Here is a 26,779-nt window from a genome sequence, read left to right on the forward strand (position 1 = left end):
GATAGAACGAATCACACGAATAACGAGGGGGAGAGGCACAAGGACGGGGGCATGTACCCTGCAAAGACTGTCATCCGAGCGTCGACGGGGGTGTCTATCTTAGTGAGGGAGTCGCTGATCTCATCGAACAGGTGCGAACGCAGTTCGACAGCAACTGAACGACCACCCGCGGAAATCCTAAAACACGAGGACTGTTGATCAAGGATTGTGTGGCTCGACAATCTCAAGAACGGCTGGTACCTCGTACCGCCTGTTTCGTTGCTGACCGGTCGTCTCACGCAAGGTGTCGTCGTTCCATAGTCGCCGAACTGCCTGATTGACTGCTGGTTGTGACCGATCGAGCGCGTCAACGGCCTGTGGTTCAGTGAGGTACGGGTGTTCGATGATGAAATCAATGAGTTCGCGAATCACCGCACCCTGTCCACGATACTGTCCTCGATAGCGATCCCGAAGAGCGAGGAGTTCCCGGGCAACTGTGTAAGCTTCTCGGCCCTGTTCGGCGATCGCTTGGACGAAAAACGATACCCACTCAGTCCAGGCACCGTCTCGGCTCACAGCAAGAAGATTGTCGAGGTAGGCATCCCGATTCGCGTTGAAATACGATGATGGGTAGAGATAGGGGCCGGGAAGTAGCTCCCATTTGTAGAGTGCCAGCATCACGAGAAGACGACCGAGACGTCCGTTTCCATCTCGAAACGGATGGATCGTCTCGAACTGATAGTGAATGAGCGCCAGATCAACCAATGGCGCATATGTGGGCCCGGATCGGATATACTGGAGGAGACTGCGTAGTGCGTACGGGATACTGGCCGGCGGCGTCGGCACGAATCGCGCATCACTGAGTGGAGTTCCTCGTTCGTCAATCCCCACGAGGTCCTCACGGAACTCCCCAGGATTTTTTTGTTCGCCGCGGGCACCTCGCAGCAATATTTCGTGTAGCCGGCATAGCAAGTCCCGATCCAACTCGGCACCATCACGAAGGGCCTGAATTCCGACCGTTATCGCTTCAACGTAGTTTTGAGCCTCCGTGATGTCAGCTCGCTCAGTTGCGGTTCGTCCGGGCTCTTCGCCCGCTTCTCGTCGATAAATGTCCGAAAGCGTGAGCCGCGTCGTCGTCTCGATATTCGAGGAGTCAACAGCCTCGCGATGAATAAGTGGACTCAGAATGACTTCGGGAGAATCCAGCCACGTATCCAGATCAGAGAGCTGCCCCACAGCATACATCGCGTCTCCATTCTCATCAACCAGTTCGTGTGTCGCGTTGAGATCCGGTGGGAGTGGGTCCGGGCTAAAGGCGAAGATGCCATCGACTGTCTCGACTTCACCCGGGGAGTCCTCAACAAAACTTTCTGGCCTCATAGCTATCTACTACGTCGTCGAGAGCCAATATAGATAACGGAATTCTATTCTCGCTATACACAACCCTATATTTGCCACCCTACGATAGATCTGGTTGAGGAGTACTATTTTTACTCGTGCTTAGAGAGCTAAGCACGAGTAACCACGAACAGGAGGTTTGAAGAGTCGACTTCGAACGCGCACGGACGTCAGAAGGAACTCCAAGCTAAGGGTTCGGAGTCCCGGAGTTTCGTGCGTTGAGCCCGTATTCGACACCGTGTTGGACGGTACGAAGTCCTGACGCGATTGATCAGCAGATCCACGGAGTCGTTGTGCGAGGTCTTGTTGGGACGAGTCTGTTTCCATGTGGATATATCGTCTTTGCTCTATTGGAGATCACCGCAGCAAACATTTATAATAAAATTTCCCGAAGCGATATCGCCGGGTGTAGTATCGATCACCGTATTATAGTGCTTTCCGCCTCACACCCGACTTTGACCCCGTAATTCTCAGTATTTCGTTTACTGGCTGTCTTCCACTCCACTCAACCAGGAGGGTCATTAGTCGAGTCGTGGATGGGAGAGATATTCTAATTAATTCTATTGTCTTTTGCTCTCAATTCGCCTGATGAGTGAGTGCTTGGTGAGCTCCCCGTCGATCGCGTTGTGCTGGTGGGCCGTCACCTAGTCGTTGATCGACGTGTGAATGTGGACTGAATTACGCTACCCACCGTTAAGTAACACGCATATTGTCGTTACTGACGCCTTCGCGAAAAACTCTGGTCGAACAAGAAAGAGTTTGTAGGAATGGCTGTTGTACTGGGATAAGCCAATGAGTCAAACGCAAGCTCCCGAAGAACACGCCGAACTCAGTGTCGAGAACGTTGGCGGGATCGACACCACCGAGATCGCGCTCTCGCTAGGCGTCACTTCCCTCACTGGTCGAAACGCCACTAACCGGACGTCGCTTCTCCAAGCGTTGATGGCCACGCTCGGCTCCGAGCACGTCTCGCTCAAGGGTGACGCCGACCGCGGTGAGGTCGAACTCACTCTCGACGGCGAGACCTACACACGGACGCTCGAACGTCGCAACGGCACGGTGGTCTTCGACGGCGGCCCCCTACCTTGAGGACACTGAAGCCGCCGAGTTGTTCGGATTCCTGCTCGAATCCAACGAAGCGCGCCAGGCGGTCGCGCGCGACGACGACCTCCGCGAGGTCATCATGCGCCCCGTCGATACCGCTGCGATCCAGGCCGAGATCAAACAACTCGAAGCCGAGAAACGCGATCTCGACGACGAACTCGATCGGTTGGATTCCCTCGATTCGCGACTGCCCGAACTCGAAACCGAGAAGACACGCCTCGAAGACCAACTCGAGGACAAACGCGCCGAACTCAACGAAAAAGAGACCGAGATCGAAGACGCCGACGCGATGCGATCGACGACACCCTCGACAACCTCCGGGAACTCCGCCGCGACCGATCGTCGAAGCGTAACGAGATCGACGCCGAACTCGACGAGCGGACCGACCGGCGCGAGCGCGTCGACCACAAGCTCGACGAGGTCGACCGCGAGATCACCCAGCGCGAGGCGACGCTTGAGGAACTCACCGACGAGCGCAGTGCTCTGGAGGACGAGATCAACGAGCGTGAAGCGGAGGTCGAAGCGTTGGAGGGGCAAGATCAAAGCGAACTGCTTGATCGCCACAAGGAGGCCAACCAGCTCGAGTTCGAACTCGGCCGGCTCGAAACCGATCTGGAGGACGTCCGCGAGGAGATCACGAGCGTAGAAGAGGACCTTGCCGAACGCGACCGCCTGACCGAGCGTCGCGAGGAACTCCAGACCGAGCTAGCGGACCTGCGGACCCGGATCGAACAGCTCGAATCCGAGGCGGTCGAGGAATTCAACGACCACATGGAGACCATTCTCGGTGTGCTTGACTACGCCAACATCGAACGGATCTGGATCGAGCGCACCGAGCAAACAGTGCGGGAAGGGCGGCGGAAGGTCGAGCGCGGCGTGTTCGACCTCCACGTGATCCGGAGCACCGACGAGGGGACGACCTACGAAGACTCGATCGGCCACCTTTCGGAAAGCGAACGCGAGGTCACCGGCCTCGTCTTTGCGCTGGCTGGCTATCTGGTCCACGACCTCCACGAGTCACTGCCGTTCATCGTGATCGACTCGCTCGAAGCGCTCGACTCCGACCGGATCGCGGCGCTCGTCGAATATTTCAGCGAGTACGCCGCCGCGCTCGGCAACCAACACCATAGACTGGCAGAAATTTGAATGGACGGGAACTAAATGTGGCTAATATCACGTAGTATTTGGCGATGGTAAGATCATCTTTCAAAGTGTTCCTAGCCAACAAGGCTCTCAAAATAACACTGCTACAACTGTTACAGATCACGTGGCACATTGTTTGCTCCTGCTGAGCAATACTGGATAGTATAGTAGCAATAGCAAACTTTTAGTAGTAATATTGAAACTAATTCGAACAAAACAATGATTGATGCACTGAGCGATGACTAGCCAGCGATTAATTCTCTTAGCCAATAATACTGGATCTCGATCTGTTTTACTACACCAAATCCAAGTTGTACGAACTGATGGTTACGTATAGGTGGTGTTTAGCTCGACAACGTTGGCTATACGTTTGAGTTTCTCGGGGAGTTCTTCCTGAAACCATTCTCCTTCGAACCGACTTGCAGGGCCTGAGACGCTGATAGCACCCTCTACCGTGTCGTTGTTGTTTACGATAGGGACGGCGACACACCGGAGCCCTTTCAGGCGCGCCTCGTCGTCGAACGCAACACCCTCTTCGCGGATGCGTTCGAGTTCGGCAAAGAGGTCGTCTCTGTTCGTGATGGTATTTTCCGTCGCTGCTGGCATCCCGTGCTGGTCAAGTATCTCGTTCACACGGTCTTCCGGTAGGTGCGCGAGGATCGCGTTTCCCAGTGCAGTATTGTGTAAGTAAACGCGCTGGCCGATATACGAGTCGGTCATGACCGCGTTCTCTCCCTGTGCGCGATATACATATATCCCTTTACCGTGCTCTTCGACGAGAAGGTTTGCTAGTTCTCCAGTCTCGTCTGCGATTGCTCTCACTTCGTCCTTTGCGATATCGTATATTTGCTCACCGTGGCGTGCGGCCCCACCCAAACTGAGAAGGCGCAACCCAACGTGGTACGTATCATCTTTTTTCATGACGTACCCGTCCCGTTCGAGCGTAGTGAGGTAGTTGTGAATGCTGCTGTTCGACAAGTCGAACGCGTCGGTCAGATCGGTCACTGTTGCTCCGTTCCGTTGCTTGAGTGCTTCGAGTATTTCGAGAGTCGTCCGAGCTGTTTTCACCGTGGGTCGGGTCTGTTGCTTGGCCATACCACACACAATCCTGCAACCATAATAAATCTGTTCCAGACTTACTGAATGGGGATACAGTCAAAATCGATCGAGAGTGAGAGATACCGATTGGAACGGTTTATCCGATCCGAGAGTCTGAAAGGCCGTGCTACCACGATGTGATCGGGATTTCGCAGAGAGGGTGTTCCAGCGGTATTTCGATCGTTGATCCAGTGTAGTCTGACAGATAGAAGGCAACGATGATCTCGAGCGATCTGGTAGCCTCGGTGCCTGGAGAGTAATTCTCAGTTTCTCCGTTCAGCAGGTCTTGAACGTGATTGGCGGCGTTTGCGAACGACCGTTTGTAGTCGTCCTCCCAAGTCCATGCGCCATCGATACCGGGAAGCGCCCGCTCCACATGTTCTCCATCTTCGAACGACCAGTACCGCCACTCACCGTCGTCGTTGTTCATGTAGAGTTTCCCTTCGGTGCCGATGAAATTCAGCATCATCGACGAGATGTCACGTGGGATCGTACAGTCGACAGTAATGAATGCGCCCCCGTCCATGACGAGATGTCCACCACCACCCGAATCCGTGACCTCAGTTGCCGCGTCAAGCGAATCGATGGCCTCGTTCTCGCCGTTGATATATCCACTAACCTGTTCTGCACGAGCATCAAGTAGATATACCAGCGTATCCAGTACGTGTGTGGAGTTACGCATCAGTTCCATGCGGTACTGAGTACTCACTGACTTGACCTCACCCAGCAAATCCTGCTTGTGAATGAGATCGTGGAGACGCTGAAGCTTATCAGTAAACCTGAATGAATGGTTGATGACTAGTTCGGTTCCTGTCTCGTTACAGACCTCGACCATTTTCTCGGCAGCGCTCACTCGGGAGGCAATCGGTTTCTCACACCAGATCACGTCAGGGTCGGCGGCGGACTGTGCGGCGTCGATTACATGCTCGTGATGGAGATAAGACGGTGTGCAGACCGAGATGACGTCGAGGTCTTCTGCGGCAAGCATGGCGTCGTGCCCAACGTACTGACGATCCAGCGGGATATTCCATGCCTGACCGAACGTCTTGAGGTTCTGTTCATCGATATCGGCCACAGCAATGAGATCTATCTCGTCCGTATTAGCGTACCCGCCCGCGTGGCTTGCGTCGATCTTTTCTTTGCCAATGATTTCCTCGTCGTGCATACCGAGAATACCCATACCTGCGATACCGCCTGTCCCAACGACGCCTGCTTTGTATGTCATAGGTACATTCACCTGGTTTGTGGTGCCCGGCAGCCTCGTATCGTGTGGCACCGGATACACCGATGGTAGGATACGCTGTTACCGGACTTCGATACATCACTAACCACCCCCCACCCTAATAAATCTTGTAATGGGTGCTGTCCCTATCGATGCTTGTCACACTGTCCATTGTCGATTTGCTATCGTGTTGTTCGTCACTGGTGCAACGATGGTGCCGCAAACTGACCATCATCGAACCTGATTGGTGCTGGCTCCTCCACCACACGCAGGTCGTTTCGATCGCGCGCTTCCTCGACCAGCGCCGTCGACGCGTAGAGGCGGTGGAGGTGCATGGTGTCGGCCGCTCGGAGAACGCGAACGGTGTCGGGGTCGACGACACCGATGGTCGAGAGCGAGGCAACGAGGCCTGCACGGTCCGTTTCGACGACCGGCGGGAGTTTGACCCCCCGAATCGTGCTCGCGGTGAGTGCGTTGATCAGTGTCGTCGGTGCGTCTATCTCTGCGACGATGTTCTCGTGGATCATGTCGGCCGAACCGACTCCCATCGCGTTGCCGTGAGTCGTCTCGGTCAAGCCACGGGTGAATATGCGCTTGATCTCCGGCTCGTCGGGCGCTGGCTCGTTGATCGAGAACGGTCGTCGGCCGATAACATTCGTGTCCATACCCTGTCCGCTGATCTCCTTGCCCTGTCGATCGAAGACTACCACGTCGAGATCCCTGAACGGTAGCGTGGGCATGGAATCGTACGCCAGCTCCAGCAGTTCCTGCTCCCGATCGAGGAAACCACTCGGGGGAACTCCCTCGATGAGCGTCGTGTCGTCGCGCTGGTCTTCGACGATAGCGATACCGCCGACGACGGGAAGCGAGTCGAGCAATCGACCGGTGATCTCGGGTATCATCCGTCGAAACGACCAGTCGACGGCCCACTTGTGAGCGATCTGCGCCCCGCGCTGTTTTCCCATCCCGATGACGAGCATCTTCGAGAGCCCGCTCTCGACGGAGCCGTCGAAGTCCGTGTGTGGCTTGACACGATTTATCGGTACGATGGCGTCGGCTGCGGCGGCGTTGGCGTCGGCGACGACGGGAACGTCACGGTCGGGTGTACGGCCCACTTCGACGACGTCCATCCGGGATCGTATCTCGCAGTTGATTGCTGACTCCGTGATCCCGAGTTCGTTCAGCATCTCGCGCTGGCCCGTTCCCGTGGCACCGCCGTGGCTTCCCATCGCCGGGAAGACGAATGGTTGGTATCCAGTGTCGACGAGCACGCTCACGACGCCTGTGACTATTTCGTCGAGATTCGCGATGCCGCGACTACCGACGCCGAGTGCGACCTCACCTCCGGCGGGAACATCCGTCAACGAGAGGTCCTCGACGGCCCGTGCTGTTACCGTAGCGGTCCGTGTCGGGGGGATCGGATCGGTGTTCCAGACCTGTTCGATGACCCCGAGTTCCGGGAGGGACGGTTCACCGCACGCCTCGACGATGGTGTCTTCCGGTACTGAGAGGTAGTCGACTGCTTCCGTAGCGTTTTCTCGTTTCATACCACAGCGACTCACGCGTTCCGCAATAAGCGTGTTGCCGTTCGGCGTTGGCACCGTTGCTCGTGCCATATCAAGACTTAAGTCCGTAGTGGCTCTCGCAGGGTCTGATGCAATTCGTTCGCTATACGGATGGTACCGCTCCGACGTGGGGAGTGAAGGACAGTTCGACGATTCACGCGCTCTCCGGTGTTCCGGAGGGGGAACCGACTCTTGGAGAGATCTCGAATCGGACCTACCGTTCGAGAGTGACCACGCTCGTCGAGAGCGATACGCTGACGCAGGTCGGCGCCGACGAAGTGTCGCTGCTCGCGCCGGTTCCTCGCCCGGGGAAGATCGTTTGCTGCGGGCTCAACTACAGAGACCACGCCGACGAACAGGACGAGGAAATCCCCGACCAGCCGATGTTGTTCGGCAAGGCACCGACGGCGGTCACGAACCCCGGCGATCCGATCGTCCACCCTGACCCCGACAAGGAGGAGGTCGACTACGAGGTCGAACTCGGGGTCGTGATCGGTGAACGTGGGAAGGACCTCACTGAATCGGAAGCCTACGAACACGTTGCGGGTTACACGGTGGTCAACGACGTTAGTGGACGGACGGCCCAGAACGCCGACGGGCAGTTCTACCGCGGGAAGAGCTACGACACGTTCGCGCCGATGGGACCCACACTTGTTGCCGGTGCCGATTTCGACCCGAACAGCGTCGACGTCGAGCTGCGCGTCGATGGAGAGGTCAGACAGGCTTCGAGCACCGACCAGTTCATCTTCGACGTCGGGGAGCTCGTCGCCTACATCAGCCAGTCGATGACGCTCCGCGCGGGTGACGTCATCTCGACGGGGACACCTGGAGGTGTCGGCATCTTTCGTGACCCGGTCGAGGTTCTCGAACCCGGACAGACGACGGCAGCGGAGATAGAAGGAATTGGGTCCCTGACGAATCCGGTCGTCGACCGCTCATCCCGATACATCGTAACACAGCAGTTTCTNGAGGAGTCAGCTCAGGTCTTCCTTCCACCGCGTGAGCGATGCTTCGAGCGTCTCCGTCTCGCCCGCTTCGGCGAGACGGTGACGTGTGTTCATTGCGGAGATGACGCCGTCGTCAAACGCGGAACGACCGACAAGGACGCCCAACAGTACCGGTGCAAGCACTGTGAAACCTACTTCAGCGACCTCACGAAGACGATTTTCTGGCAGCATCGCTTTGGCCTCGAAGAGATGTTCTATATCGTCAAGGAGATGCGATCTGAGCCGACCGCTCAGATCGCTCGGGATCTCGACCGAGACTACGAAGCCGTCCTCAACTTCGTCCACAAAATCCAGGACGTCAGCGGTGATATCGACGAGTTCGACCTCTACGACGTGTGCGAAGCTGACGAGGTGTACGTCACGGCTGGTGAGAAAGGACTCGAAGACGAGGATGGAAATCCACGCAAGCGCGGACTCAAAAAAAGGGGCGCGGAACCTTCGCATCAGACAAACCGCCAGTCTTGACACTCGTCCGTCGAGATGACGGACGAGTTCGGTTCCTCGTCCGCGAGGACCTGCAAGATGCCGATGAGGACATCGCCGAGTATGGCGACGGAAGCGTCATTCTGTGCACCGACGGCTACACGATCTACGACGACATCGAGGACAAGGAGGGGGTGGACGGCCATCTGGCCGTCACCCACTCCGACACCTACGTGATCGGTGACGCCCACACAAACACGTGTGAGAACCGCCACAGCTTCCTNTTCGCCAGTGGCTGGCGAAGTTCAGAGGCGTCTCGAAGCACCACCTCCAGAAATACCTCGGCTTCCTCGGACTGAAACTCAACTCACCAAACGACTGGTTCGAGAAACTGCTGTGTTACGATGTATCGGGATGAGCGGTCGACGAATAACAGGAGATTTCGGTCCTTCTCTTCTGTCGGCAGTGTCTAGTTCAGCGAGCTTGAGAAGCGAGCAGGTCGTAGCGAGCACTGTCTATGAAACTCGGTGACCTGCTCAGAGAGACGTTGAACGTGGATTGTGATGAGGTTTGGGAGAACGAGCGCACCCCGACACCCGTCAGGGTGTTCGGGGTGCGGCTCCATTCGATGGGGCTGTCGCTGCGAGAGGTCGTCGCGGTGTTCGAGTGGCTCAACGTCGATCGTTCCCATGGAGCGATTTGGAACTGGACGCATACGCTCTCAGAGACCCAAGCTGACCCGCCGACGGCAGAGCCGTCGCGGGTCGCCGTCGATGAGAAGCAGATCATTGTTGACGGCGAGAAGAAGTGGCTCTACGCCGCGATAGACGCCGATTCGAAGTTGCTCTTGGAGGTCGACGTGTTCAGCCGACGCGGGACCGATCCCGCGTCGGCGTTCCTTCACCGACTCACCGAGAAACACAACGTCTCAGATACCGAGTTTCTCACCGACGCAGGTGGGTATCTCACAGCCTTAGCTCGTCTCGACCTCCACGGCGGACTTAACTACAGCGAACGGAACTTCATCGAGAAATGGTTCCAGACCGTGACGATGCGAATCGACCGCTTTCACTCGTTTTGGCGGGGGAGTCCAGCCAGCGCACGGCGCTGGCTGCGACGGTTCAGACACCACTATAACCACGATCGACCGCATCAAGCACTCAACGGACGAACACCAGCTGAGGAGGCTCTCAACTAGACAGCGCCCATCACTCCAATCTAATTTGGAGTTGCCAAATGAAAAACGCTGTTCGAACAGAATATCAGCAGTAGCATCGCAGAGATAGCTGAATCCCGGCAGTATCTCACTCCCGAGTCGAGAGATCTGTTTGGCAATACCAAAGGTATAATGTGAATTGTTTGTAATAAGGGGCAGCGGGTGAGCGGCGAACTCACTCCGCGAGGGTGTGGACATTCACCTCAGCGATGTTCGAGGCGCGGATGACCGCTTCCACGAGATTGTTCTGCACCGCCTCTGATTTCAGCCGACTCGTCGGACCGGAGACGGAGATGGCACCGAGCACATCGCCATCGCTGGTCGTGATGGGCACGCCGATGGCGCGGATGCCAATCATCTGCTCCTGGTCGTTGACTGAAAATCCCTGTTCGCGGACCTGTTCCAGTTCGTCGAACAACGCCTCGGGCGTCGTCATCGTGTGCGGCGTCCGCTCGATCATGCCGTGCCAGTCGAGGATCTCCTCGACGCGCTCGTCGTCAACCTGGGACAGTATCGCTTTCCCGACGGCCGTGCAGTGGTGGTGGGAGATTGGCTCCTCGCGCTTGCGCATGTGGTACTCCGTCCCGACAGCGTTCTCCCCGAACGTCTCGTACAGCGTCACGAGTCGGCCACCGTCCTCGACGACAAGGTGCGCACACTCGCTCGTCTCCTCCGCGAGCCTGTCGACTTCCTCTTCGGCGGCGCGGTAGATGCGGCTCTTGTTCCGGACGTGTTCACCGAGCGGTAACAGCAGCGGCCCGAGGCGGTACTCGTCACCCTCTTGGACGACGTAGCCGCGCTGTTTGAGAGTCACCAGGTGGGTGTGGATCGACCCCGGGGAGAGTGTGGCGTACTCCGCAATCTCGGAGACAGTAGCCCCGGTGACGTCACGGAGGTACTCCAGAATCTCGAAGGCGTTCTCCACCGATTTCACCGTTCGCATCTGGGTCTCTTTTGCCATGGTAGGACTTTCCACTCCCAGCCACTCATACGTTTTGGTATCACCAAACGAGAAGCGTTGGACAGCGAGGACGGCGTCTTCCCTACCGACACCGAAAACTTATACCGACATCGGTGCATCTGCCGAATCATGACGGCTAATAACAACCATCGGGGTCTCTACATCGACGGAACGTGGCACACCGACACCAACGACGACATTGAGAGCACTAACCCCGCCGACACCACCGAGGTTGTCGGTACTGTCTCGAAGGGCGACCACGACGCGGCCGTCGAAGCAATCGAGGCCGCGAACGCGGCGGAGGCGGAGTGGAGCGACCTGTCCGCTCACGACCGGGGCGCGTACCTCCGGGACGCCGCTGACGTTGTGGAGTCGCGGTTCGACGAACTCGTGACACTCGTCTCCCGGGAGATGGGGAAGACGGAGGGCGCGGCCCGCGGCGAACTCCAGCGCACCGTCGACCTCCTGAACTACTACGCGGAGGTCGCGCGGGACGCGGGCGGACACGCCCCGCCAAGCGCGAGCGACGACACGGTCACGTACACCGCTCGCGAGCCGTGGGGAACGGCCGCGATAATCACGCCGTGGAACTACCCCATCGCGATTCCGACGTGGAAAATCGCGCCGGCGCTCGTCGCCGGCAACGCCGTCGTGTTCAAGCCCGCCTCCCAGACGCCGACGATTGCCAGCGAACTCGTCGCAGCCTTCGACGAGGCCGGCCTCCCGGACGGCGTGCTGAACTTCGTCCCCGGGTCCGGCAGCGAGGTTGGTGACGAACTCACCACCAACGACGGCATCGACGTCATCTCGTTCACCGGGAGCTACGAGGTCGGCAGCACCGTCGAGCAGGCCGCCGCCGACGCCGGCAAGCGCGTGCAGTGCGAGATGGGCGGGAAGAACCCCCTTATTGTCGACGAGACGGCAGACCTCGACCTCGCCGTCGACCTCACCGTGCAGGGCGGCCTCAGCGGCCTCTCCGGGCAGGCCTGCACCGCGACGAGTCGCGTCCTCGTCTTCGAATCGGTCGCCGACGACTACCTCGACCGCCTCCTTGACCGCGTCGATTCCCTCGAAGTCGGCGACCCGCTAGACGGCGTCGACATGGGGCCGAAGTCCTCGGCGTCCGAGATGGAGAGCGACCTCGAGTACATCGAAATCGCGGAAGGTGAGGGCACGACCCTCGCCGCGGGCGGCGAGCGCCTCACTGGGGACGAATACGACGACGGCTACTTCGTCGAACCGACCGTCTTCACGGACGTCGACCCTGAGATGCGCATCGCCCAGGAGGAAGTGTTCGGCCCCGTAATTTCCGTCATCGAGGTGTCGGACTTCGAGGAAGCCGTCGCCGTCGCGAACGGCGTCGAGTACGGCCTCTCCGCGTCCATCTGCACGAACCGCCTCGACCACGCCAAGGAGTTCATCGGCGACGTCGAGACCGGCGTCGTGAAGGTCAACCAGACGACCACGGGCGTCGAGATGCAGATGCCCTTCGGCGGCCGCAAACACTCCAGCACGGAGACGTTCAAAGAACAGGGTCGGCAGGCCGTCGAATTCTACACGCACGAGAAGGCCGTCTACGTGATGCACTTCGCGGGCGAGTAGACCTAGCCGCCATCACAGCGCGGCACTGAACCGGACTGTTCTGTCCCTGCCCGTCCAGTCACGCTTCGAACGCCGTGTTGCTGAACCCGCCGTCGACGGTGAGCACTTCGCCGGTCGTGTACGACGCGGCGTCGCTCGCGAGGTAGATTGCCGCGCCGACTAGTTCCTCCGGCTGGCCCATCCGGCCGGGTTCGGTCTTCCGCTCGACCTCGCGGCGCCGGTCGGTCCCTTCGCCGTACGCCTCGGCGGTCTGTGGCGTCAGAATGAACCCCGGACGAATCGCGTTGACGCGCACCTCCGGGCCGAGTTCCTTCGCGGCGACCCGCGTGTACGCGTCCGTCCCGCCCTTCGCGGCCGAATACGCGCCGGTTTCCGGCATCGCGAGCGTTGCCCCCATCGAGGAGACGGTGACGACGCTGCCGTCGTCCATCGCTGGCGCGAACACCTGACACGCGCGGTGAACGCCGGACAGCTGGACGTCGAGGACGGTCGCCCAGTCGTTCTCGGAGACCGACGCGATGGGGTCGCGAGCGATGGCGCTCTGGGAGGTGACCAGGACGTCGACGCCGCCGAGTTCCTCGACGACCTGGTCCCGGAGCGCGACCAGGGACTCCCGGTCGGTCACGTCGCAGGGCTGGACGACGGTCTCGGCGCCCGCTGACTGGAGCTCCTCGGCTGTCTCCGCGACGGCAGACTCGGTCCGACTCGACGCGACGACGTCGGCGCCGTCGGCGGCGAACCCGACGGCGATCGCCCGCCCGATACCGCTGGTTCCGCCGATAACTACCGCTCGCTTCCCGTCGACAGTCACGTGATTCCGCGACTCGGCCATGCGGGCTACTCCCACCCACTGCCACTTATCTCGTTGGGTGGACGATGCGAGTTCCGGCCGTCGCTCCCCCAGCCGACGGAAAACGTTTTGTGCGTCTTCGGGCAACCTCTGAGGCAGTACATGCACGACGCCACCATCGTCGGCGGTGGGTGTATCGGGTGCGCCGTCGCCAAACACCTCCTCGAGCAGTCCTCGCTGGACGTCGCCGTCGTCGAGAAGGCGTACCACCTCGCGGAACACCAGAGCGGCCGGAACTCCGGCGTCCTCCACCCCGGGTTCAACTACGAGCCGGGGTCGCTGAAAGCGCAGTTCAGTACGGCGGGCACGCGCCGGCTCAAGGCCTACGCCAACGAGCACGACATCCCCCTCGACGAGTGCGGCGTGGTCGTCACCGCCCTCGACGACGCAGAGGAACGACGCCTCCACGACCTGCGCGAGCAGGCCGACGAGAACGGCGTCGAGACCGAATTCCTGGGCGACCGGGCGGCGATTCGGGACCACGAGCCGAACGCCATCGGGCAGGCGGCGATGTACTGCCCGGAGGCCGCCTCCATCGACTCCCAGGAGTACGTGTACGCGCTGGCGTCGGAGCTCAAAAACGCGGGCGTCGACTTCTACATGGGTCACCGCGTCGACGCCGTTCGGGACGACGGGTCGTCGTTCACCATCGAGACGAGCAACGGGACCCTCGAAACCAGATACCTCGTGAACGCGGCGGGCCTGCACGCCGACGAACTCGCCCACCAGCTCGGCGTCGGCCGCGGCTATCAAATCGTGCCGTTCCGCGGCGAGTACTACGAGCTCGTGCCCGAGCGGGCGTCGCTCGTCGAGTCGATGATCTACCCCGTTCCCGATCCCGACCTCCCGTTCCTGGGCGTCCACTACACGCGCCGGACCGACGGCAAGGTCATCGTCGGGCCGAACACCGTGCTCGCGTTCGGCCGCGAGGCCTACGACAACACGGACGTCTCGCCCCGAGAGCTCTACGACACGCTCACGTACCGGGGGTTCTGGCGGCTGATGGCGTCACGGGAGATGGCGGCCGTGGCGTGGGACGAACTCAACAAGTCCTACCGGAAGGAGAAGTTCGTCGAAGCGGCCCAGCGCCTGCTCCCGGGCGTCGAGAAACGCGATTTCGCGAGGAGCTACGCGGGCATCCGCGCCCAAGTCGTCTCCGAGGACGGCCGCCTGGTCAAGGAACCGGTGTTCGAGCACGGCAGTCGGTCGACGCACGTTCTCAACGCGGTTTCGCCCGGTCTGACGTGCTCGCTGCCGTTCGGCGACCACCTCGCCGGCGAAGTGCTGGAGAACTTCGAGTGAGGCGCCCGCCTACGGGTACTCGGGGAGCAGGTGGTCGCGGTACAGCCGGAGCTGTCGGTCGAGTTCGGCCGGGTCGGTCGCCAACGGATGCAGGATGACCTCGTCGAAGCGGTCGGCCTCGTAGGCCGAAAGCGTCGCCTTCACGTCGTCGACGGAGCCGGACAGCCAGCTCTCGCTCGCTTCCTCGACGGTGCGCGCTTCGCCGACGATGCCGCCGTAGACGTTCCGCTGCTTGCGCCGCGCCTCGACGCCGTCCGTGGTCGGTTCGAGGTGGAGGTACTGGAGCGCGACCTTGTCGACGGCGTCCGGGTCGCGGCCCGTCGACTCGAGGTAGTCGGCGAACGACGCCCACTCGGCGGCGAGCGTGTCCACGGACTGCGGCGGCGCGATCCAGCCGTCGGCGTGCTGGAGCCGGCGTTTCACCGACCGGAGGACGCGTCGTCCGTCGTCCGTGTCGACGCCGCCGCCCCCGGCCAGAATTCGCGGGGGCTGGCCGACGTTCGGTTCAGGTGAAAGTCCTCGACGTCGTAGAAGTCGCCGTCGAAGGTCACTCGGTCCTCCTCGAAGAGCCGTCGGATGAGTTCGATGCCCTCCAGGTAGCGCGCGGACCGCTCCTCCAGGGGGACGCCGGCGGCGTCGAACTCGGCTTCGACGTAGCCGGCGCCGAACCCGAGGGTGAGTCGCTGTCCCGAGAGGTACTGGAGCGTCGCCGCCCGCTTGGCGACCAGTACCGGGTTCCGGAGCGGCAACACGAGGATGCTCGTGCCGACGGGGATGGTGTCCGTTTCGCCGGCCACGACGGACAGCGTCGTCAGGGGGTCGTGCTGTGAGGTGGCGTAGTTGGGGTTCTCGCAGAGGTGTTCGATGAGGTACGCGCCCGCGAACTCGTACTCGTCGGCGAGCCGAGCGTACCGGCGGAAGCGGTCCGGTGGAACGGCGTGACTCTCGCTGGCGAACGACGGGAGCCCGATACTGAGTTGCACACGCCTACTTTGTCGTCAGTTACCAAATAACGTGAGGATGGTTCAGCGGTTCGGCGTGCGGGTTCAGAGGTTCGACGCGCCCGCACCGCCGTCGAGGGTGACCGTCTCGCCGTTGATGTACCCGGCCTGGGGCGAGGATAGGAACGCGACGGTCCGCCCGAGCTCCATCGGGCGGCCCATCCGGCCGACCGGAATCCCCGTCCGGTGGTCGTCGAGGCCGTCCTCGTAGTCCTCGTAGTCCCCGCGTTCGACGCCCTGTTCGATGACCTCCTCGACGCGGGCGGTCTCGTGGACGCCCGGGAGGACGGCGTTCGCGCGGACGTCGGGCGCCAGTTCGGTCGAGAGCGTCTTCTCGAGGCCGATGACGCTCATGCGCACGGAGTTCGAGAGCACGAGGCCGTCGATGGCTTCCTTCACGCTGCTGGAGGCGATGTTGACGATGGTGCCGCCGCCGTCCTGGAGGTGCTCGTTGGCCTCGTGGACGAGGCGGACGACGCTCATCACGAGTAACTCGTAGGCGTCGTACCAGTCGCCCTCCGTCTTCGCGAGGAACGGGCCGCTGGGCGGGCCGCCGGCGTTCGTCACGAGGTGGTCGACGGTGCCGAACTCCTCGACGGCTCGGTCGACGAGCGCAGCGATGGCCGACGGCTCGGTGAGGTCGCCCACCTGCCCGACGACGTCGCCCTCGGCGTCCTCGCGGACGTCCTCGACGGCCGCCTGGAGTCGGTCCTCGTCGCGGCTGTTCATCACGACGTTGGCGCCTTCCCGAGCGAGCGCCCGCGCGGACGCCTTCCCGAGACCGCTACTTGAGGCCGTAACGAGCGCTGCGTTACCCTGGAGTTGCAGGTCCATAGCTACCAATCCAGCGGGTGGCGTATAAATATTGACCCGACGAGACGGGCCACGACGAGAGAGGGTGTCGGACGGGCGCTACAGCGCGTTCCGATAAATCTGCAGCACGTCGGCCCGGTCGAGGTCGCGGGGGTTCCGGTCGATGTTGTGCTCGGAGTACTCGAAGGCGATGTCGGTGAACGCCTCCAGTTCCGCCTCGTCGAAGTCTCCGAGGTGGCCGATCGAGGTCGGGACGCCGACGTCCTCGGTGAGTTCGAGGACGGCGTCGACGCTCGCGTACGCCCGTTCGAGGGTCGACCCCTCGGCGTCAGCGCCGAGGCGGTCCGCGATGTCGGCGAAGCGCTCGGGCTCGGCGGGGACGTTGTACTCCATGACGTGCGGGAGCAACATTGCGTTCGCGCGGCCGTGGCCGACGCCGTACTCGGAGCCCAGCGGGTACGTCAGCGCGTGGACCGCGCCGAGCCCCGAGTTGACGAACGCCTGCCCGGCGACGGTGGCTGCGAGGCTCATCTGGTAGCGCGCCTCGTCGTTGTTCCGGCCCTGGAGGACTGCGCCGCGGAGGTTCGAGCCGACCATCTCGATGGCCTCGCGTGCGAGAATGTCCGAGTACGGCGTCCGCAGCGTCGAGACATAGCTCTCGACCGCGTGCGTGAGCGCGTCGAGGCCCGTCGCGGCGGCGACCGGTTTCGGGAGCATGCGCGTGAGTTCCGGGTCGACGACGGCGACGTCGGCGAACAGCGCCTCGTCGTAGACGACGCGCTTGACGCCCTCCTCGTCCGAGAACACGCCGATGTGCGTGACCTCGCTGCCGGTGCCGGCCGTCGTCGGAATGAGGACGAGCGGGCGACCAGCGCCCGGGGCGTTACCCATGCCGAGCGTGTCGGTGATTGGCACGTCGTAGTCGGCGAGCACCGACGCGAGTTTCGCCGTGTCGAGGACGCTCCCGCCGCCCGCACCGACCACGAGGTCGTGGCCGCCGTCCCGAAGTACGTCGGCGGCGTCCTCGACCATCGAGAGTTTCGGTTCGGGCTTGACGTCGGTGAACACGTCGACGGAGACGTCCGCGTCCTCCAGGGCGTCGACGACGGGGTCGGTCACGCCCACGTCGACGATGTTCTCGTCGGAGACGAGTAGCGCGCTGTCGAGGTCGTTGTCCGCGGCGAAGGCGGTCAGTTCCGACGTGGCGCCGAAGCCGTAGGAGATGCGGTCTGGGCTCTGGACGTCGTAGGTGCTGTTGCGAGCGGCTAACCCATCGAGCATGGTTCGGTAATCAGACTAACCGGAGATATAAGTTGCGGCACTCGGTAGCTCGTGACTGGCTACGAATACTATGACCGCTACTGACCCCGACGTCGTCGTGTTGCGAGGGACCGCCCACGGGATGGACAGCGAGCGCGCCGCCCAGCGGCTGCGCGAGCACTTCCCCGAGAAGGACGTCCGGCTCGCCGAGACGCCCGCCGAGGAGCGCGAACTCATCGAGTCCGCGCCCGTCGCGACCGGTCTCAGAATCGACCCGGAAGTGCTCTCGAAGGCGGACTCGCTGCGGCTGTTCGCCTCGGCTTCGGCGGGCGTCGGCCACCTCCCCCTGGAGGAACTCGCGGACCGCGACGTCGCCGTGACGAACGCCTCTGGCGTCCACGCGCCGAACATGGCCGAACACGTGCTCGGGAACATCCTCGTGTTCGCGCGGGATCTCCACGAGGGGTGGCGCCGCCAATCGAACAACGAGTGGCGGCACTTCCGCGGCGGCGAACTCAACGGGAGCACGGTCACCGTCGTCGGGATGGGCCCGATCGGCGAGCGCACGCTGGAGCTGCTCGCGCCCTTCGACGTCGAGCGCGTCGGCGTCCGGTACACGCCCGAGAAGGGCGGCCCGGCCGAGGAGGTCCTCGGCTACGACGACGACCTCCACGACGTGTTCGCTCGCTCGGAGTACGTCGTGCTGGCGTGCCCGCTCACCGACACCACCGAAGGGCTCCTCGACGAGCAGGTGTTCCGCACGCTCCCGCCGGAGGCCGTCGTCGTCAACGTCGCCCGGGGGCCGGTCGTGGAGACGGACGCGCTCGTCGCGGCGCTGCGCGGGAACAAGATTCGCGGCGCCGCCCTCGACGTCACCGACCCGGAGCCGCTGCCCGCCGACCACGCGCTCTGGGACCTCGAGAACGTCCTCGTCACGCCGCACAACTCCGGCGGCACCGACGAGTACTGGGAGCGCCACGCCGACATTCTCGCGGGCAACCTCGAGCGAATCGAGGAGACCGGTTCGTACGCAGGCCTCGAGAACCAGGTCGTGACGCCCGGCGAATAGCTACCCCGCCACTGGTTCGCACACCGCAACCTATTTTTCCGTCGTTCGTGATGCTCGTGGCATGGCAAAGTGGACCGAATCGAAACCGGACCCGGACTTCTCCCAGGTGCTCGCGCCAGACGGCACCGTCGACGGGGACGCGCCGGTCGACGAGGAGACGATGCTCCGGATGTACGAGACGATGAAGGTCTCCCGGCGCTACGACGAGAAGACCCTGAGTCTGCAGCGCCGCGGCGAGATCAGCATCCTCTCGCGGAGCTGGGGCGAGGAAGCTATCCCCGTCGGGAGCGCGGCCGCTCTCGAGGAAGGGGACTGGTGTTTCCCGACGTACCGCCAGACGCCGAGTAAGCTCTACTGGGGCGGCCCCCTCGACCGCTCGCTCGCTGGCCTGATGGGCCACGAGCCGGAGACCATCGAGGAGCACCTCCCGGTTCCCGACGAGGAAGCGTTGCCGGTGAACTTCTCGCCGGTCTACATCCCGCTGGCGTCGAACGTCACCAACGCGGTCGGCTCCGCGATGGCAGACAAATTCGAGGACGAGGACGCGGTGACGCTGTCCTACATCGGGGACGGCTCGTCCAGCCAGGGGGACTTCTACGAGGCGCTGAACTTCGCGGGCGTCTTCGACGCGCCCGCGGTCACCATCTGTCACAACAACCAGTGGGCGATTTCGGTGCCCGCTCACCGCCAGACCGCCGCGGAGACGTTCGCCCAGAAGGCGGAGGCGGCGGGGATTCCCCACGAGCGCGTCGACGGCAACGACGTGTTCGCAGTGTACGAGGCGACCAAGCGCGCCGTCGACCGCGCGCGAGCTGGCGAGGGGCCGACGCTCTTGGAGTGTGTCACGTACCGCGTCGACGACCACAACACCGCCGACGACGCGGGCGCGTACCGCGACGAGTCCCAGCAGGCGTTCTGGGCGGAACGAGACCCCGTCGACCGACTCGAAGCGTACCTCCGCTCGGCGGACCTCATCGACGATGCGGCTATCGAGGCCATCGAGGAAGACGCCGACGAGCGCGTCGAGGCGGCCGTCGACCGGGCGCGCGAGGTCCCCGCGGACGACCCGGCGCGCATCTTCGACAACCACCTGCAGTCGGAATCGTGGAACGAGCGCCACCAGCGCGAGGAACTGCGGGCGGAACAGCGTGGGGAGAACCCGTTCACGGACTTCACGGGTGAGGGGCTATGAGCGCCGAGTACCCGGACGGCGAGACGAGCGAAGTGAACCTCGTCACCGCCGTCCGCGACACGCTCGCACAGGAGCTGCGCCGCGACGAGTCGGTGCGCCTGCTCGGCTACGACATGGGACCCATCGGCGGCGTGTTCCGCGCCACTGAGGGCCTCTACGAGGAGTTCGGCGAGAACCGCGTCATCGACACGCCGCTCTCGGAGAACGGCATCCTCGGGACGGCCGCTGGGATGGCGATGCGCGGCCAGCGCGTCGTCCCCGAGATTCAGTTCCTCGGGTTCTTCTACCCCGCCTTCGGCCAATTCATGTACACCGTCTCGAAGATGCACGAGCGCACCGGCGGCGGATTCGAGATGCCGCTGACGGTGCGCGTCCCGTACGGCGGCGGCATCAAATCCAGCGAGTACCACTCCGAGTCCACGGAGAGCTTCTTTGTGCACACGCCGGGCGTGCGAGTTGTCTGCCCGAGCACGCCCGCGGAGACGAAGGGGCTGCTCGCCGCGAGCATCCGCAGCGACGACCCGGTGATGTTCCTCGAACCGAAGGCCGTCTACCGCGCCGGCACGCAGGAAGTTCCCGAGGACGACTACACGCTCCCGCTGGACGAATCCCGCACGGTACGAGAGGGGTCGGACATCACGGTGCTGTCGTGGGGCGCGAGGGTCCGACACGCGGAAGCGGCTGCCGATCAGGTAGACGCGGACGTCGAGATTCTCGACCTGCGGACGCTGTCGCCGCTCCCCGTTGAGGACGTTCTCGACTCCGTGAAGAAGACGGGTCGCTGCGTCATCTTCCACGAAGCGCGCCGAACGCTCGGCCTCGGCGCCGAGTTGTCCGCGCTCATCAACGAGTACGCCATCGACAGACTGCAGGCCCCAATCAAGCGCGCGACGGGCTACGACGTGCACTTCCCGAGCCACCAAACCGAAGAAGCCTACCTGCCGGACGAGCAGCGTGCGGCCGATGCCATCGAGGCGGTGATGTCGTATGAGTACTAGCTTCGAGTTTACCCTCCCAGACCTTGGCGAGGGCATCACGGAGGCGGAAATCGTCGAGTGGCTAGCCGACGCTAGCGACGATGTCGAGGAGGATCAACTACTCTGCAACGCGGAGACCGACAAGGCAGTGGTGGAAATTCCGGCGCCCTGTGATGGCTCCATCGAGGAGTTCCGCGCCGAGGAAGGCGAAACGGTCGCCGTCGGCGAGGTGTTCGTCGTCATCGAGACGGACGACCCGCCCGCAGGCAGTGGCGGGGAGGCTGCGAGCGAGGACGAAGCAGCGCAATCCTCAGCCAACGAGCCAGCAGACGATTCGGTCGCAAGTGCGGAGTCCGACACCACTGAGTCTGCGGACGGAGAAAAACTCGAATCCGCAACGGAGCGCGTCGAGCACGAATTGGACGACGGGTGCGAGGCGGAGGGGTGCACGGGCGACGAGCGCGTGTTCGCGGCGCCAAGCACGCGCCGGTACGCCCGCGAGCAGGGCGTCGACATCACCGCTGTCGAGGGCAGCGGGCCGAACAGCCGCGTGCTTCAGTCGGACATCGACGCCCACGCGGAGGCCGCCTTGGCGGGCGCTACCGCAGGCTCAGCGAGTACTGCCACCACTCACAGCACGGCCGGTAGCGCCGAAGCCGCGGACGAGCGCGTGACGCGCCGTGACCTACAGGGCATCGAGAAGCAGATGGCAGCGAACATGAGCGAGTCGTGGCGGACGATCCCGCACGTCACGTCCGTCTTCGACGCGGACGCGACGGAACTCGTCTCGCTGAAAGAGCGCCTCGACGAGAAACACGACGAGCACGTCACATACACCGCGATTTTGGTGAAGGCGGTGGTGCCGGCGCTCCAGTCCCACCCCGAGGTGAACGCGAGCGCTGACCTCGACGCGGAGACGGTCACCGAGAAGCACTACTACAACGTCGGTGTCGCCGTCGACAGCAACCACGGCCTCGTCGTACCGGTCATCCGGGACGTCGACCAGAAGTCCATCACAGAGGTCGCCGCGGGACTCGAATCACTCGTCGATGACGCGCAGAACCGCCAACTCGCCACTGATGATGTCGCAGACGGCACGTTCACGGTGACGAACACGGGCACCCACGGTGAGCACGGCGTGTTCGGCACGCCTATCATTAACCACCCGGAGGCCGCCATCATGGGCGTCAACCGCATCCGTGACGCGCCGGTCGCGATCGACGAAGACACGGTCGAGGTCCGGAAGCAAATCCGGCTGACGCTGTCCTACGACCACCGCATCGTCGACGGCGCGACCGCGGACCAGTTCATGGAAACGGTCATCGAGGGCATCGAGGATCCGGACGTCCTGTTCGGTCGGCTCTGAGCGGCGCAAGCTATTTTCTTCGCGCCCCGGTTGGTGGGCGTATGGCGGAATACACGTACGAAATCGAGTTGGAGCCACAGTACCGCGACCTCGACCCGAACGGCCACGTCAATCAGGCCGTGTACGCAGGCTACTGCGAGCAGGCCCGCACGAAGTACTGGGAGGAAATCATCGGGCAGCGCCACGACCGCGCCGAACTCGTGATGGTGCGAAGCGAGATGAAATTCTCCGCAGAGATACGCCTCGGAGAGACCGTTACGGTCCGCCAGCGAATCGACGCACTCGGGGACACGAGCATCCCCATCGACTACGAGGTGCTCGTGAACGGCGAGACGGCGGCCACCGGCTCAGTGGTGTTGTTGTCTTACGACCGCGATGTCCGCGAGCCAGTCACGATTCCCGACAAGTGGCGGACGACTATCGTCGAATACGAGGGGCACGAGATCTGAATGGTAGAAGGATCGAGACGGCGGTTACGCTCTGTTGAACCGTTCGGCGATGAACGGCGTGAACAGCGACAGCAACGCCAGCAGCAGAATCGCCAACGCGAGCGGGCTGGTGTAGAAGATGTCCAGTGATCCGTTCGAGAGCTGCAGCGACCGCCGGAGGTTTTCTTCAGCAATCGGGCCGAGAATTAACCCCAGCACAATTGGCGCTAGTGGATAATCCTCCATCCGCAACACGAACCCGATGAGGCCGGCGGCAATCATCGTCCAGACGTCGAGCGTGCTACCGTTCAACGCGAACGCACCGACGACACACAGCACGATGATTACCGGCCAGAGGTACTGTGGTGGGAAGTTGATGATCCGCACCCAGAGGTGCGCGCCGAGCAGCCCCGCGATGAGGATGCAGACGTAGACGAGGAAGAACCCGACGAAGATGGCGAACACGAGCCCCGTCTCGTCCTCGAAGAGGCCGGGGCCGGGGCGGATGCCGTGGACAAGCAGCGCGCCGATGAGGATGGCGGTCACGGAATCTCCGGGGATGCCGAGGGTGAGTGTCGGCACGAGGGCGCCGCCTGTGCTCGCGTTGTTCCCCGCTTCAGCGGCGGCGACGCCGCGGACGTTCCCCTCGCCGAACGACGGTTTCGCATTGCTTGCCCAGCGCTTGGCCTCATTGTACGTGACGAACGACGCGATGTCACCGCCTGCGCCGGGAAGCGCGCCGACGAACGTGCCGATGATGCTGGAACTGACCGTGATGTTCCGAATCTTCCTGAGATCGTCGAACGATGGCGCGATGTTCGACAGTTCCTGCTCGGCGTCAAGTTTGCTGATTCCCTCGCGGTAGCGGTTGAACGCCTCCGCGAGGCCGAACAGCCCAATCATCACGGCAATAAACTGAATGCCGGAGGTCAGCGCCGGCACGCCGAACGAAAACCGTGGGTAGCCCGTCGTCGGGTCAAGGCCGACGGTGGCGATGAGCATCCCGAGCAGGCCGGTTATCATGCCCTTCTTGATGGAGTCGCCGCTGACATTCGCGATAATCGTCAGCCCGAAGAACGCGAGTGCGAAGTACTCCGGCGACTGGAACTCCAGCGCGAACTGCGCGATTTGCGGGGAGATGAACGTGATGAGCAGGATGCTTGTCGCCCCGCCGACGAACGACGCGATGGTTGCGATGCCGATAGCTCGGCCCGCTTCCCCCTGCTGTGACAGCGGGAAGCCGTCGAAGATGGTCGCTGCCGCGCTAGGTGTGCCGGGCGTCCGAATCAGGATGGCGGGAATCGACCCGGCGAACAGCGCGCCGCCATAGATGCCAAGTAGGAGCATCATCCCCTCGGTGGGCTCCATCCCGAACGTGAACGAGACGAGGACGCCGACGGTCATCGTCGCGGTCATCCCAGGAATCGCGCCCATGACGAGGCCGATGAACACGCCGAACACGATGAGCGCAAGTGGCAGCGGCTGGAAGACGAGCGCCGCGCCCTCGGCAATACCTGCGAGGATGTTCATCGCGGCACCTCTGTGTATGGGAGGAAGGTCACGCGATTCCCACCCCGCCGACGAAGAGGCCGGGCAGCACCCGGCTAACTGGGAGCATCGCGCTTTCGGGGAGTGGGACACGCAGGAACTGCACGAAAACATAGTAGAGCGCGATGGCGACGCCGATAGACACTGGTAGCGACGTCCGGAACTCCTCGACGCCCGAGAAATGCATACTCACGAGAAGAAAGCCGACGGTGCCGGTGAGGAAACCGAGGTACGGCATCGTGAGTAGGTAGCCGACGATGAGCGTGGCGGCGATGCCGACCGTTTTCACGGCCGACCACGAGATTTCCTGCGTACGCGGTTCGTCCTTACGTATCACATTCACAAACTGGGCGAGTGCGAACACCGACATGAGGCCGACGATGACCCGCGGGAAGAACGCTGGTCCCGTCGCGCCGTATCCGCTCGGGAAGTCCATCGTGAGATAGAAGATGATGGCGGTCAGTAGGAAGATGAGCCCGCTTGCGACCTTGTCGATATGGCTGATTTTGAGTGTCATGTGGAATTGTGGGAACGATGATAGGCTCTTGAGGCGGGTCGACAACGCTAGACGTCGACGTTGTCGGTAATCTCGGCGAAGTTGTCGTAGGACTGCTGCATGAAATCGCCGAACTCTTCGGTGTCGCGGTGGACGAGCCCGAAGCCGCTTTCGTCCATGAACGATTGGAAGTTGTCGGACTGGTACACCTCGTAGTAGCCCTCGTACAGCTGGTCGATGATGTCGTCCGGCGTCCCGTTCGGGACGCCCAGTCCGCGCCACGCACCCATCGTGAAGTCGACGCCCTCATTCTGGAGAGTCGGGACGTCGGGCATGATGTCGACCTTCTCCTCGCCGAAGACGGCCAGTGTCTCGAGCGGGCCGTCTTCGACCTGCGAGAGCACCTCGGGGGCGCTGGACGTCGTGGCTTCGACTTCGCCGCTGACGACAGCTTGGGTCGCGGGCGCGCCGCCGTCGTAGCCGACGTGCTCGAGTTCGATGCCGGCTTCGAGCGCGAACCCGGCTGCCGAGAGGTGCCAGATGCCCCCCGGTCCGGAGTTCGAGACGCTGATCTCGCCGGGGTTGTCCGACGCGTAGTCAATGAACTCCTGGAGGGTGCCGTACGGGGCATCCTCATGGACGGTGAGCGCTGCCGGGTCGAAGTTGTACTGCATCACCGGTTTGACATCCTCGGGGCTCACGTCTGCGATGCCGAGGTGCGAGATAGTGGCGATCTCGACGGTGAGGACGCCGACCGTGTAGCCGTCGGGTTCTGCGTTCGCGATGGCGTTGAATCCAACGCTCCCGGTACCACCGGTCTGGTTCTCGACATACGCGGCGACGCCCCACGTGTTACTGAGGCCGCTTGCCAACTGTCGGCCTGTTTGGTCTGTCCCGCCGCCTTCGGCCCACGGGCAGATCATCTGGATGTCCTGGCTCGGGAACCCGCCGCTTCCGTTGCTCCCGCCACTTCCGTTGCTCCCGCCGCTTCCGTTGCTCCCGCCGCTTCCGTTGCTCCCGCNCGTTGCTCCCGCCGCTTCCGTTGCTCCCGCCACTTCCGTTGCTCCCGCCACTTCCGTTGCTCCCGCCACTTCCGTTGCTCCCGCCGCTTCCGTTGCTCCCGCCGCTTCCGTTGCTCCCGCCGCTTCCGTTGCTCCCGCCACTTCCGTTGCTCCCGCCACTTCCGTTGCTCCCGCCACTTCCGTTGCTCCCGCCACTTCCGTTGCTCCCGCCGCTTCCGGACAGGGAGGTACAGCCGGCGAGGCTGATCATGCTGATTGCGGACCCTGAACCCGCTACTTTCACGAAATCACGCCTATTTAGTATGGTATCATCCACCATACTGACCGATGATAGCCACTACAGTTAAGGTTTTCCATACTCGGCAGTGATAGTATGAAAGCCTGCTAATCCCTAGAGCATGGAACAGGGATGGGGTGGCAAAGGCTGACAACTAGGAGCCTGTCTAAGAAGTCCACCTCACCAGTCCTCCTGACGTCGGTTGAAGATACTGCTGCACGATTCGATAGACCGATTCGTCCGTCGGCAAAAAAGAGCGCTCATCCCGATACATCGTAACACAGCAGTTTCTCGAACCAGTCGTCTAGTGAGTTGAGTTTCAGTCCGAAGAAGCCGAGGTATTTCTGGAAGTGGTGCTTCGAGACGCCTCTGAACTTCGCCAGCCACTGGCGGAGGAAGAAGCCATGAAAATCCCGCACCTATGCCCCTGGGCGTGAACAAGAGAGACGGGAGCTAGTTG

Annotated in this window: 23 protein-coding genes and 3 pseudogenes; 12 read left to right on the plus strand and 14 right to left on the minus strand. The window is 62.2% G+C overall.

Annotated features, from left to right (window positions below; translation table 11 throughout):
• Positions 1–198 precede the first annotated feature (198 nt).
• Positions 199–1,359 (minus strand): Fic family protein, encoded by a 1,161-nt coding sequence (locus C450_RS06055; RefSeq protein ID WP_005041372.1) that lies wholly within the window; start codon positions 1,357–1,359, stop codon positions 199–201.
• Between the two features lie 810 nt (positions 1,360–2,169).
• Between C450_RS06055 and C450_RS23435 the strand changes: the two genes are divergently transcribed.
• Together C450_RS23435 and C450_RS23440 are read left to right on the plus strand one after the other, a co-directional pair.
• A complete protein-coding gene (locus C450_RS23435) occupies positions 2,170–2,466 on the plus strand; it encodes an ATP-binding protein (protein WP_394324904.1) in 297 nt (98 codons plus the stop codon).
• A gap of 540 nt (positions 2,467–3,006) precedes the next feature.
• The gene (locus tag C450_RS23440) at positions 3,007–3,627 is read left to right on the plus strand and encodes a hypothetical protein (protein WP_394324905.1); all 621 of its coding nucleotides are present in this window, start codon (positions 3,007–3,009) and stop codon (positions 3,625–3,627) included.
• 324 nt (positions 3,628–3,951) lie between these two features.
• Here the strand turns inward: C450_RS23440 and C450_RS06065 are convergent, their stop codons facing one another.
• The 3 genes from C450_RS06065 to C450_RS06075 all read right to left on the minus strand — a co-directional run bounded on the left by C450_RS06065 (position 3,952) and on the right by C450_RS06075 (position 7,491).
• Positions 3,952–4,719 carry an IclR family transcriptional regulator gene (locus C450_RS06065; RefSeq protein WP_049909896.1) on the minus strand — a complete coding sequence of 256 codons (768 nt, stop codon included), beginning with the start codon at positions 4,717–4,719 and terminating at the stop codon, positions 3,952–3,954.
• Between the two features lie 130 nt (positions 4,720–4,849).
• Positions 4,850–5,947, minus strand: coding sequence for a Gfo/Idh/MocA family protein (locus tag C450_RS06070; RefSeq protein ID WP_049909897.1), 1,098 nt, complete (start codon positions 5,945–5,947; stop codon positions 4,850–4,852).
• A 194-nt stretch (positions 5,948–6,141) separates the two neighbouring features.
• Complete coding sequence (locus tag C450_RS06075; protein WP_049909898.1) at positions 6,142–7,491, minus strand: hypothetical protein; 1,350 nt, start codon at positions 7,489–7,491, stop codon at positions 6,142–6,144.
• A gap of 107 nt (positions 7,492–7,598) precedes the next feature.
• Between C450_RS06075 and C450_RS06080 the strand changes: the two are divergent.
• The 3 genes and pseudogenes from C450_RS06080 to C450_RS06095 form a co-directional block, all read left to right on the plus strand.
• A pseudogene (locus C450_RS06080) lies at positions 7,599–8,438 on the plus strand (fumarylacetoacetate hydrolase family protein); the annotation flags it as partial.
• An 18-nt stretch (positions 8,439–8,456) separates the two neighbouring features.
• Positions 8,457–9,357, plus strand: a pseudogene (locus tag C450_RS20680) (IS1595 family transposase).
• 99 nt (positions 9,358–9,456) lie between these two features.
• Entirely contained in the window at positions 9,457–10,137 is a 681-nt protein-coding gene (locus C450_RS06095; RefSeq protein ID WP_005041385.1) for an IS6 family transposase, read from the plus strand.
• Positions 10,138–10,330: 193 nt separating this feature from the next.
• Here the strand turns inward: C450_RS06095 and C450_RS06100 are convergent, their stop codons facing one another.
• Entirely contained in the window at positions 10,331–11,116 is a 786-nt protein-coding gene (locus tag C450_RS06100) for an IclR family transcriptional regulator (protein WP_005041387.1), read from the minus strand.
• A 129-nt stretch (positions 11,117–11,245) separates the two neighbouring features.
• Between C450_RS06100 and C450_RS06105 the strand changes: the two genes are divergently transcribed.
• Complete coding sequence (locus tag C450_RS06105; protein ID WP_005041389.1) at positions 11,246–12,718, plus strand: aldehyde dehydrogenase family protein; 1,473 nt, start codon at positions 11,246–11,248, stop codon at positions 12,716–12,718.
• A gap of 58 nt (positions 12,719–12,776) precedes the next feature.
• Here C450_RS06105 and C450_RS06110 read toward each other — a convergent pair whose 3' ends face one another.
• Positions 12,777–13,550: an SDR family NAD(P)-dependent oxidoreductase gene (locus tag C450_RS06110; RefSeq protein ID WP_005041391.1), complete on the minus strand. Its 774-nt coding sequence runs from the start codon at positions 13,548–13,550 to the stop codon at positions 12,777–12,779.
• 120 nt (positions 13,551–13,670) lie between these two features.
• Here C450_RS06110 and lhgO point away from each other — a divergent pair, with 120 nt between their 5' ends.
• Positions 13,671–14,870 carry an L-2-hydroxyglutarate oxidase gene (gene lhgO / locus C450_RS06115; RefSeq protein WP_005041393.1) on the plus strand — a complete coding sequence of 400 codons (1,200 nt, stop codon included), beginning with the start codon at positions 13,671–13,673 and terminating at the stop codon, positions 14,868–14,870.
• A gap of 9 nt (positions 14,871–14,879) precedes the next feature.
• Here the strand turns inward: lhgO and C450_RS06120 are convergent, their stop codons facing one another.
• The 4 genes from C450_RS06120 to C450_RS06135 all read right to left on the minus strand — a co-directional run bounded on the left by C450_RS06120 (position 14,880) and on the right by C450_RS06135 (position 17,965).
• Positions 14,880–15,293: a hypothetical protein gene (locus C450_RS06120; RefSeq protein ID WP_005041395.1), complete on the minus strand. Its 414-nt coding sequence runs from the start codon at positions 15,291–15,293 to the stop codon at positions 14,880–14,882.
• Positions 15,290–15,853, minus strand: a complete 564-nt coding sequence (locus C450_RS06125) for an LLM class flavin-dependent oxidoreductase (RefSeq protein WP_005041397.1) — start codon at positions 15,851–15,853, stop codon at positions 15,290–15,292. Before C450_RS06125 ends, C450_RS06120 begins: the two co-directional genes overlap by 4 nt.
• 63 nt (positions 15,854–15,916) lie before the next feature.
• Positions 15,917–16,705: an SDR family oxidoreductase gene (locus tag C450_RS06130; protein WP_005041399.1), complete on the minus strand. Its 789-nt coding sequence runs from the start codon at positions 16,703–16,705 to the stop codon at positions 15,917–15,919.
• 78 nt (positions 16,706–16,783) lie between these two features.
• Complete coding sequence (locus C450_RS06135) at positions 16,784–17,965, minus strand: iron-containing alcohol dehydrogenase (RefSeq protein ID WP_005041400.1); 1,182 nt, start codon at positions 17,963–17,965, stop codon at positions 16,784–16,786.
• 70 nt (positions 17,966–18,035) lie between these two features.
• On the opposite strand from C450_RS06135, the gene C450_RS06140 reads away from it, so the two are divergent.
• The 5 genes from C450_RS06140 (at position 18,036) to C450_RS06160 (ending at position 22,997) form a co-directional block, all read left to right on the plus strand.
• A complete protein-coding gene (locus tag C450_RS06140; RefSeq protein ID WP_005041402.1) occupies positions 18,036–19,013 on the plus strand; it encodes a D-2-hydroxyacid dehydrogenase in 978 nt (325 codons plus the stop codon).
• Between the two features lie 61 nt (positions 19,014–19,074).
• Entirely contained in the window at positions 19,075–20,205 is a 1,131-nt protein-coding gene (locus C450_RS06145) for a thiamine pyrophosphate-dependent dehydrogenase E1 component subunit alpha (protein ID WP_005041403.1), read from the plus strand.
• Positions 20,202–21,203 (plus strand): alpha-ketoacid dehydrogenase subunit beta, encoded by a 1,002-nt coding sequence (locus tag C450_RS06150; protein WP_005041406.1) that lies wholly within the window; start codon positions 20,202–20,204, stop codon positions 21,201–21,203. The genes C450_RS06145 and C450_RS06150 overlap by 4 nt, the downstream gene beginning before the upstream one ends.
• Entirely contained in the window at positions 21,193–22,548 is a 1,356-nt protein-coding gene (locus C450_RS06155; RefSeq protein WP_005041409.1) for a dihydrolipoamide acetyltransferase family protein, read from the plus strand. The genes C450_RS06150 and C450_RS06155 overlap by 11 nt, the downstream gene beginning before the upstream one ends.
• Before the next feature lie 41 nt (positions 22,549–22,589).
• Complete coding sequence (locus C450_RS06160) at positions 22,590–22,997, plus strand: acyl-CoA thioesterase (protein ID WP_005041411.1); 408 nt, start codon at positions 22,590–22,592, stop codon at positions 22,995–22,997.
• Between the two features lie 24 nt (positions 22,998–23,021).
• Here C450_RS06160 and C450_RS06165 read toward each other — a convergent pair whose 3' ends face one another.
• From C450_RS06165 to C450_RS21525, 4 genes and pseudogenes are all read right to left on the minus strand, one after another.
• Positions 23,022–24,506: a tripartite tricarboxylate transporter permease gene (locus C450_RS06165; RefSeq protein WP_005041414.1), complete on the minus strand. Its 1,485-nt coding sequence runs from the start codon at positions 24,504–24,506 to the stop codon at positions 23,022–23,024.
• Between the two features lie 28 nt (positions 24,507–24,534).
• A complete protein-coding gene (locus C450_RS06170; RefSeq protein ID WP_005041416.1) occupies positions 24,535–25,041 on the minus strand; it encodes a tripartite tricarboxylate transporter TctB family protein in 507 nt (168 codons plus the stop codon).
• Between the two features lie 47 nt (positions 25,042–25,088).
• Entirely contained in the window at positions 25,089–25,943 is an 855-nt protein-coding gene (locus C450_RS06175) for a tripartite tricarboxylate transporter substrate binding protein (RefSeq protein WP_449271550.1), read from the minus strand.
• Between the two features lie 636 nt (positions 25,944–26,579).
• Positions 26,580–26,717, minus strand: a pseudogene (locus tag C450_RS21525) (IS1595 family transposase); the annotation flags it as partial.
• Positions 26,718–26,779 lie beyond the last annotated feature (62 nt).

The sequence above is a fragment of the Halococcus salifodinae DSM 8989 genome, from assembly GCF_000336935.1.
Lineage (GTDB): Archaea > Halobacteriota > Halobacteria > Halobacteriales > Halococcaceae > Halococcus > Halococcus salifodinae.

Coding starts and splice junctions, on each gene's coding strand:
- C450_RS06055 (WP_005041372.1), bottom strand. CDS start 1,359: ATGAGGCCAGAAAGTTTTGTTGAGGACTCCCCGGGTGAAGTCGAGACA.
- C450_RS23435 (WP_394324904.1), top strand. CDS start 2,170: ATGAGTCAAACGCAAGCTCCCGAAGAACACGCCGAACTCAGTGTCGAG.
- C450_RS06065 (WP_049909896.1), bottom strand. CDS start 4,719: ATGGCCAAGCAACAGACCCGACCCACGGTGAAAACAGCTCGGACGACT.
- C450_RS06070 (WP_049909897.1), bottom strand. CDS start 5,947: ATGACATACAAAGCAGGCGTCGTTGGGACAGGCGGTATCGCAGGTATG.
- C450_RS06075 (WP_049909898.1), bottom strand. CDS start 7,491: ATGAAACGAGAAAACGCTACGGAAGCAGTCGACTACCTCTCAGTACCG.
- C450_RS06095 (WP_005041385.1), top strand. CDS start 9,457: ATGAAACTCGGTGACCTGCTCAGAGAGACGTTGAACGTGGATTGTGAT.
- C450_RS06100 (WP_005041387.1), bottom strand. CDS start 11,116: ATGGCAAAAGAGACCCAGATGCGAACGGTGAAATCGGTGGAGAACGCC.
- C450_RS06105 (WP_005041389.1), top strand. CDS start 11,246: ATGACGGCTAATAACAACCATCGGGGTCTCTACATCGACGGAACGTGG.
- C450_RS06110 (WP_005041391.1), bottom strand. CDS start 13,550: ATGGCCGAGTCGCGGAATCACGTGACTGTCGACGGGAAGCGAGCGGTA.
- lhgO (WP_005041393.1), top strand. CDS start 13,671: ATGCACGACGCCACCATCGTCGGCGGTGGGTGTATCGGGTGCGCCGTC.
- C450_RS06130 (WP_005041399.1), bottom strand. CDS start 16,705: ATGGACCTGCAACTCCAGGGTAACGCAGCGCTCGTTACGGCCTCAAGT.
- C450_RS06135 (WP_005041400.1), bottom strand. CDS start 17,965: ATGCTCGATGGGTTAGCCGCTCGCAACAGCACCTACGACGTCCAGAGC.
- C450_RS06140 (WP_005041402.1), top strand. CDS start 18,036: ATGACCGCTACTGACCCCGACGTCGTCGTGTTGCGAGGGACCGCCCAC.
- C450_RS06145 (WP_005041403.1), top strand. CDS start 19,075: ATGGCAAAGTGGACCGAATCGAAACCGGACCCGGACTTCTCCCAGGTG.
- C450_RS06150 (WP_005041406.1), top strand. CDS start 20,202: ATGAGCGCCGAGTACCCGGACGGCGAGACGAGCGAAGTGAACCTCGTC.
- C450_RS06155 (WP_005041409.1), top strand. CDS start 21,193: ATGAGTACTAGCTTCGAGTTTACCCTCCCAGACCTTGGCGAGGGCATC.
- C450_RS06160 (WP_005041411.1), top strand. CDS start 22,590: ATGGCGGAATACACGTACGAAATCGAGTTGGAGCCACAGTACCGCGAC.
- C450_RS06165 (WP_005041414.1), bottom strand. CDS start 24,506: ATGAACATCCTCGCAGGTATTGCCGAGGGCGCGGCGCTCGTCTTCCAG.
- C450_RS06170 (WP_005041416.1), bottom strand. CDS start 25,041: ATGACACTCAAAATCAGCCATATCGACAAGGTCGCAAGCGGGCTCATC.
- C450_RS06175 (WP_449271550.1), bottom strand. CDS start 25,943: ATGATCTGCCCGTGGGCCGAAGGCGGCGGGACAGACCAAACAGGCCGA.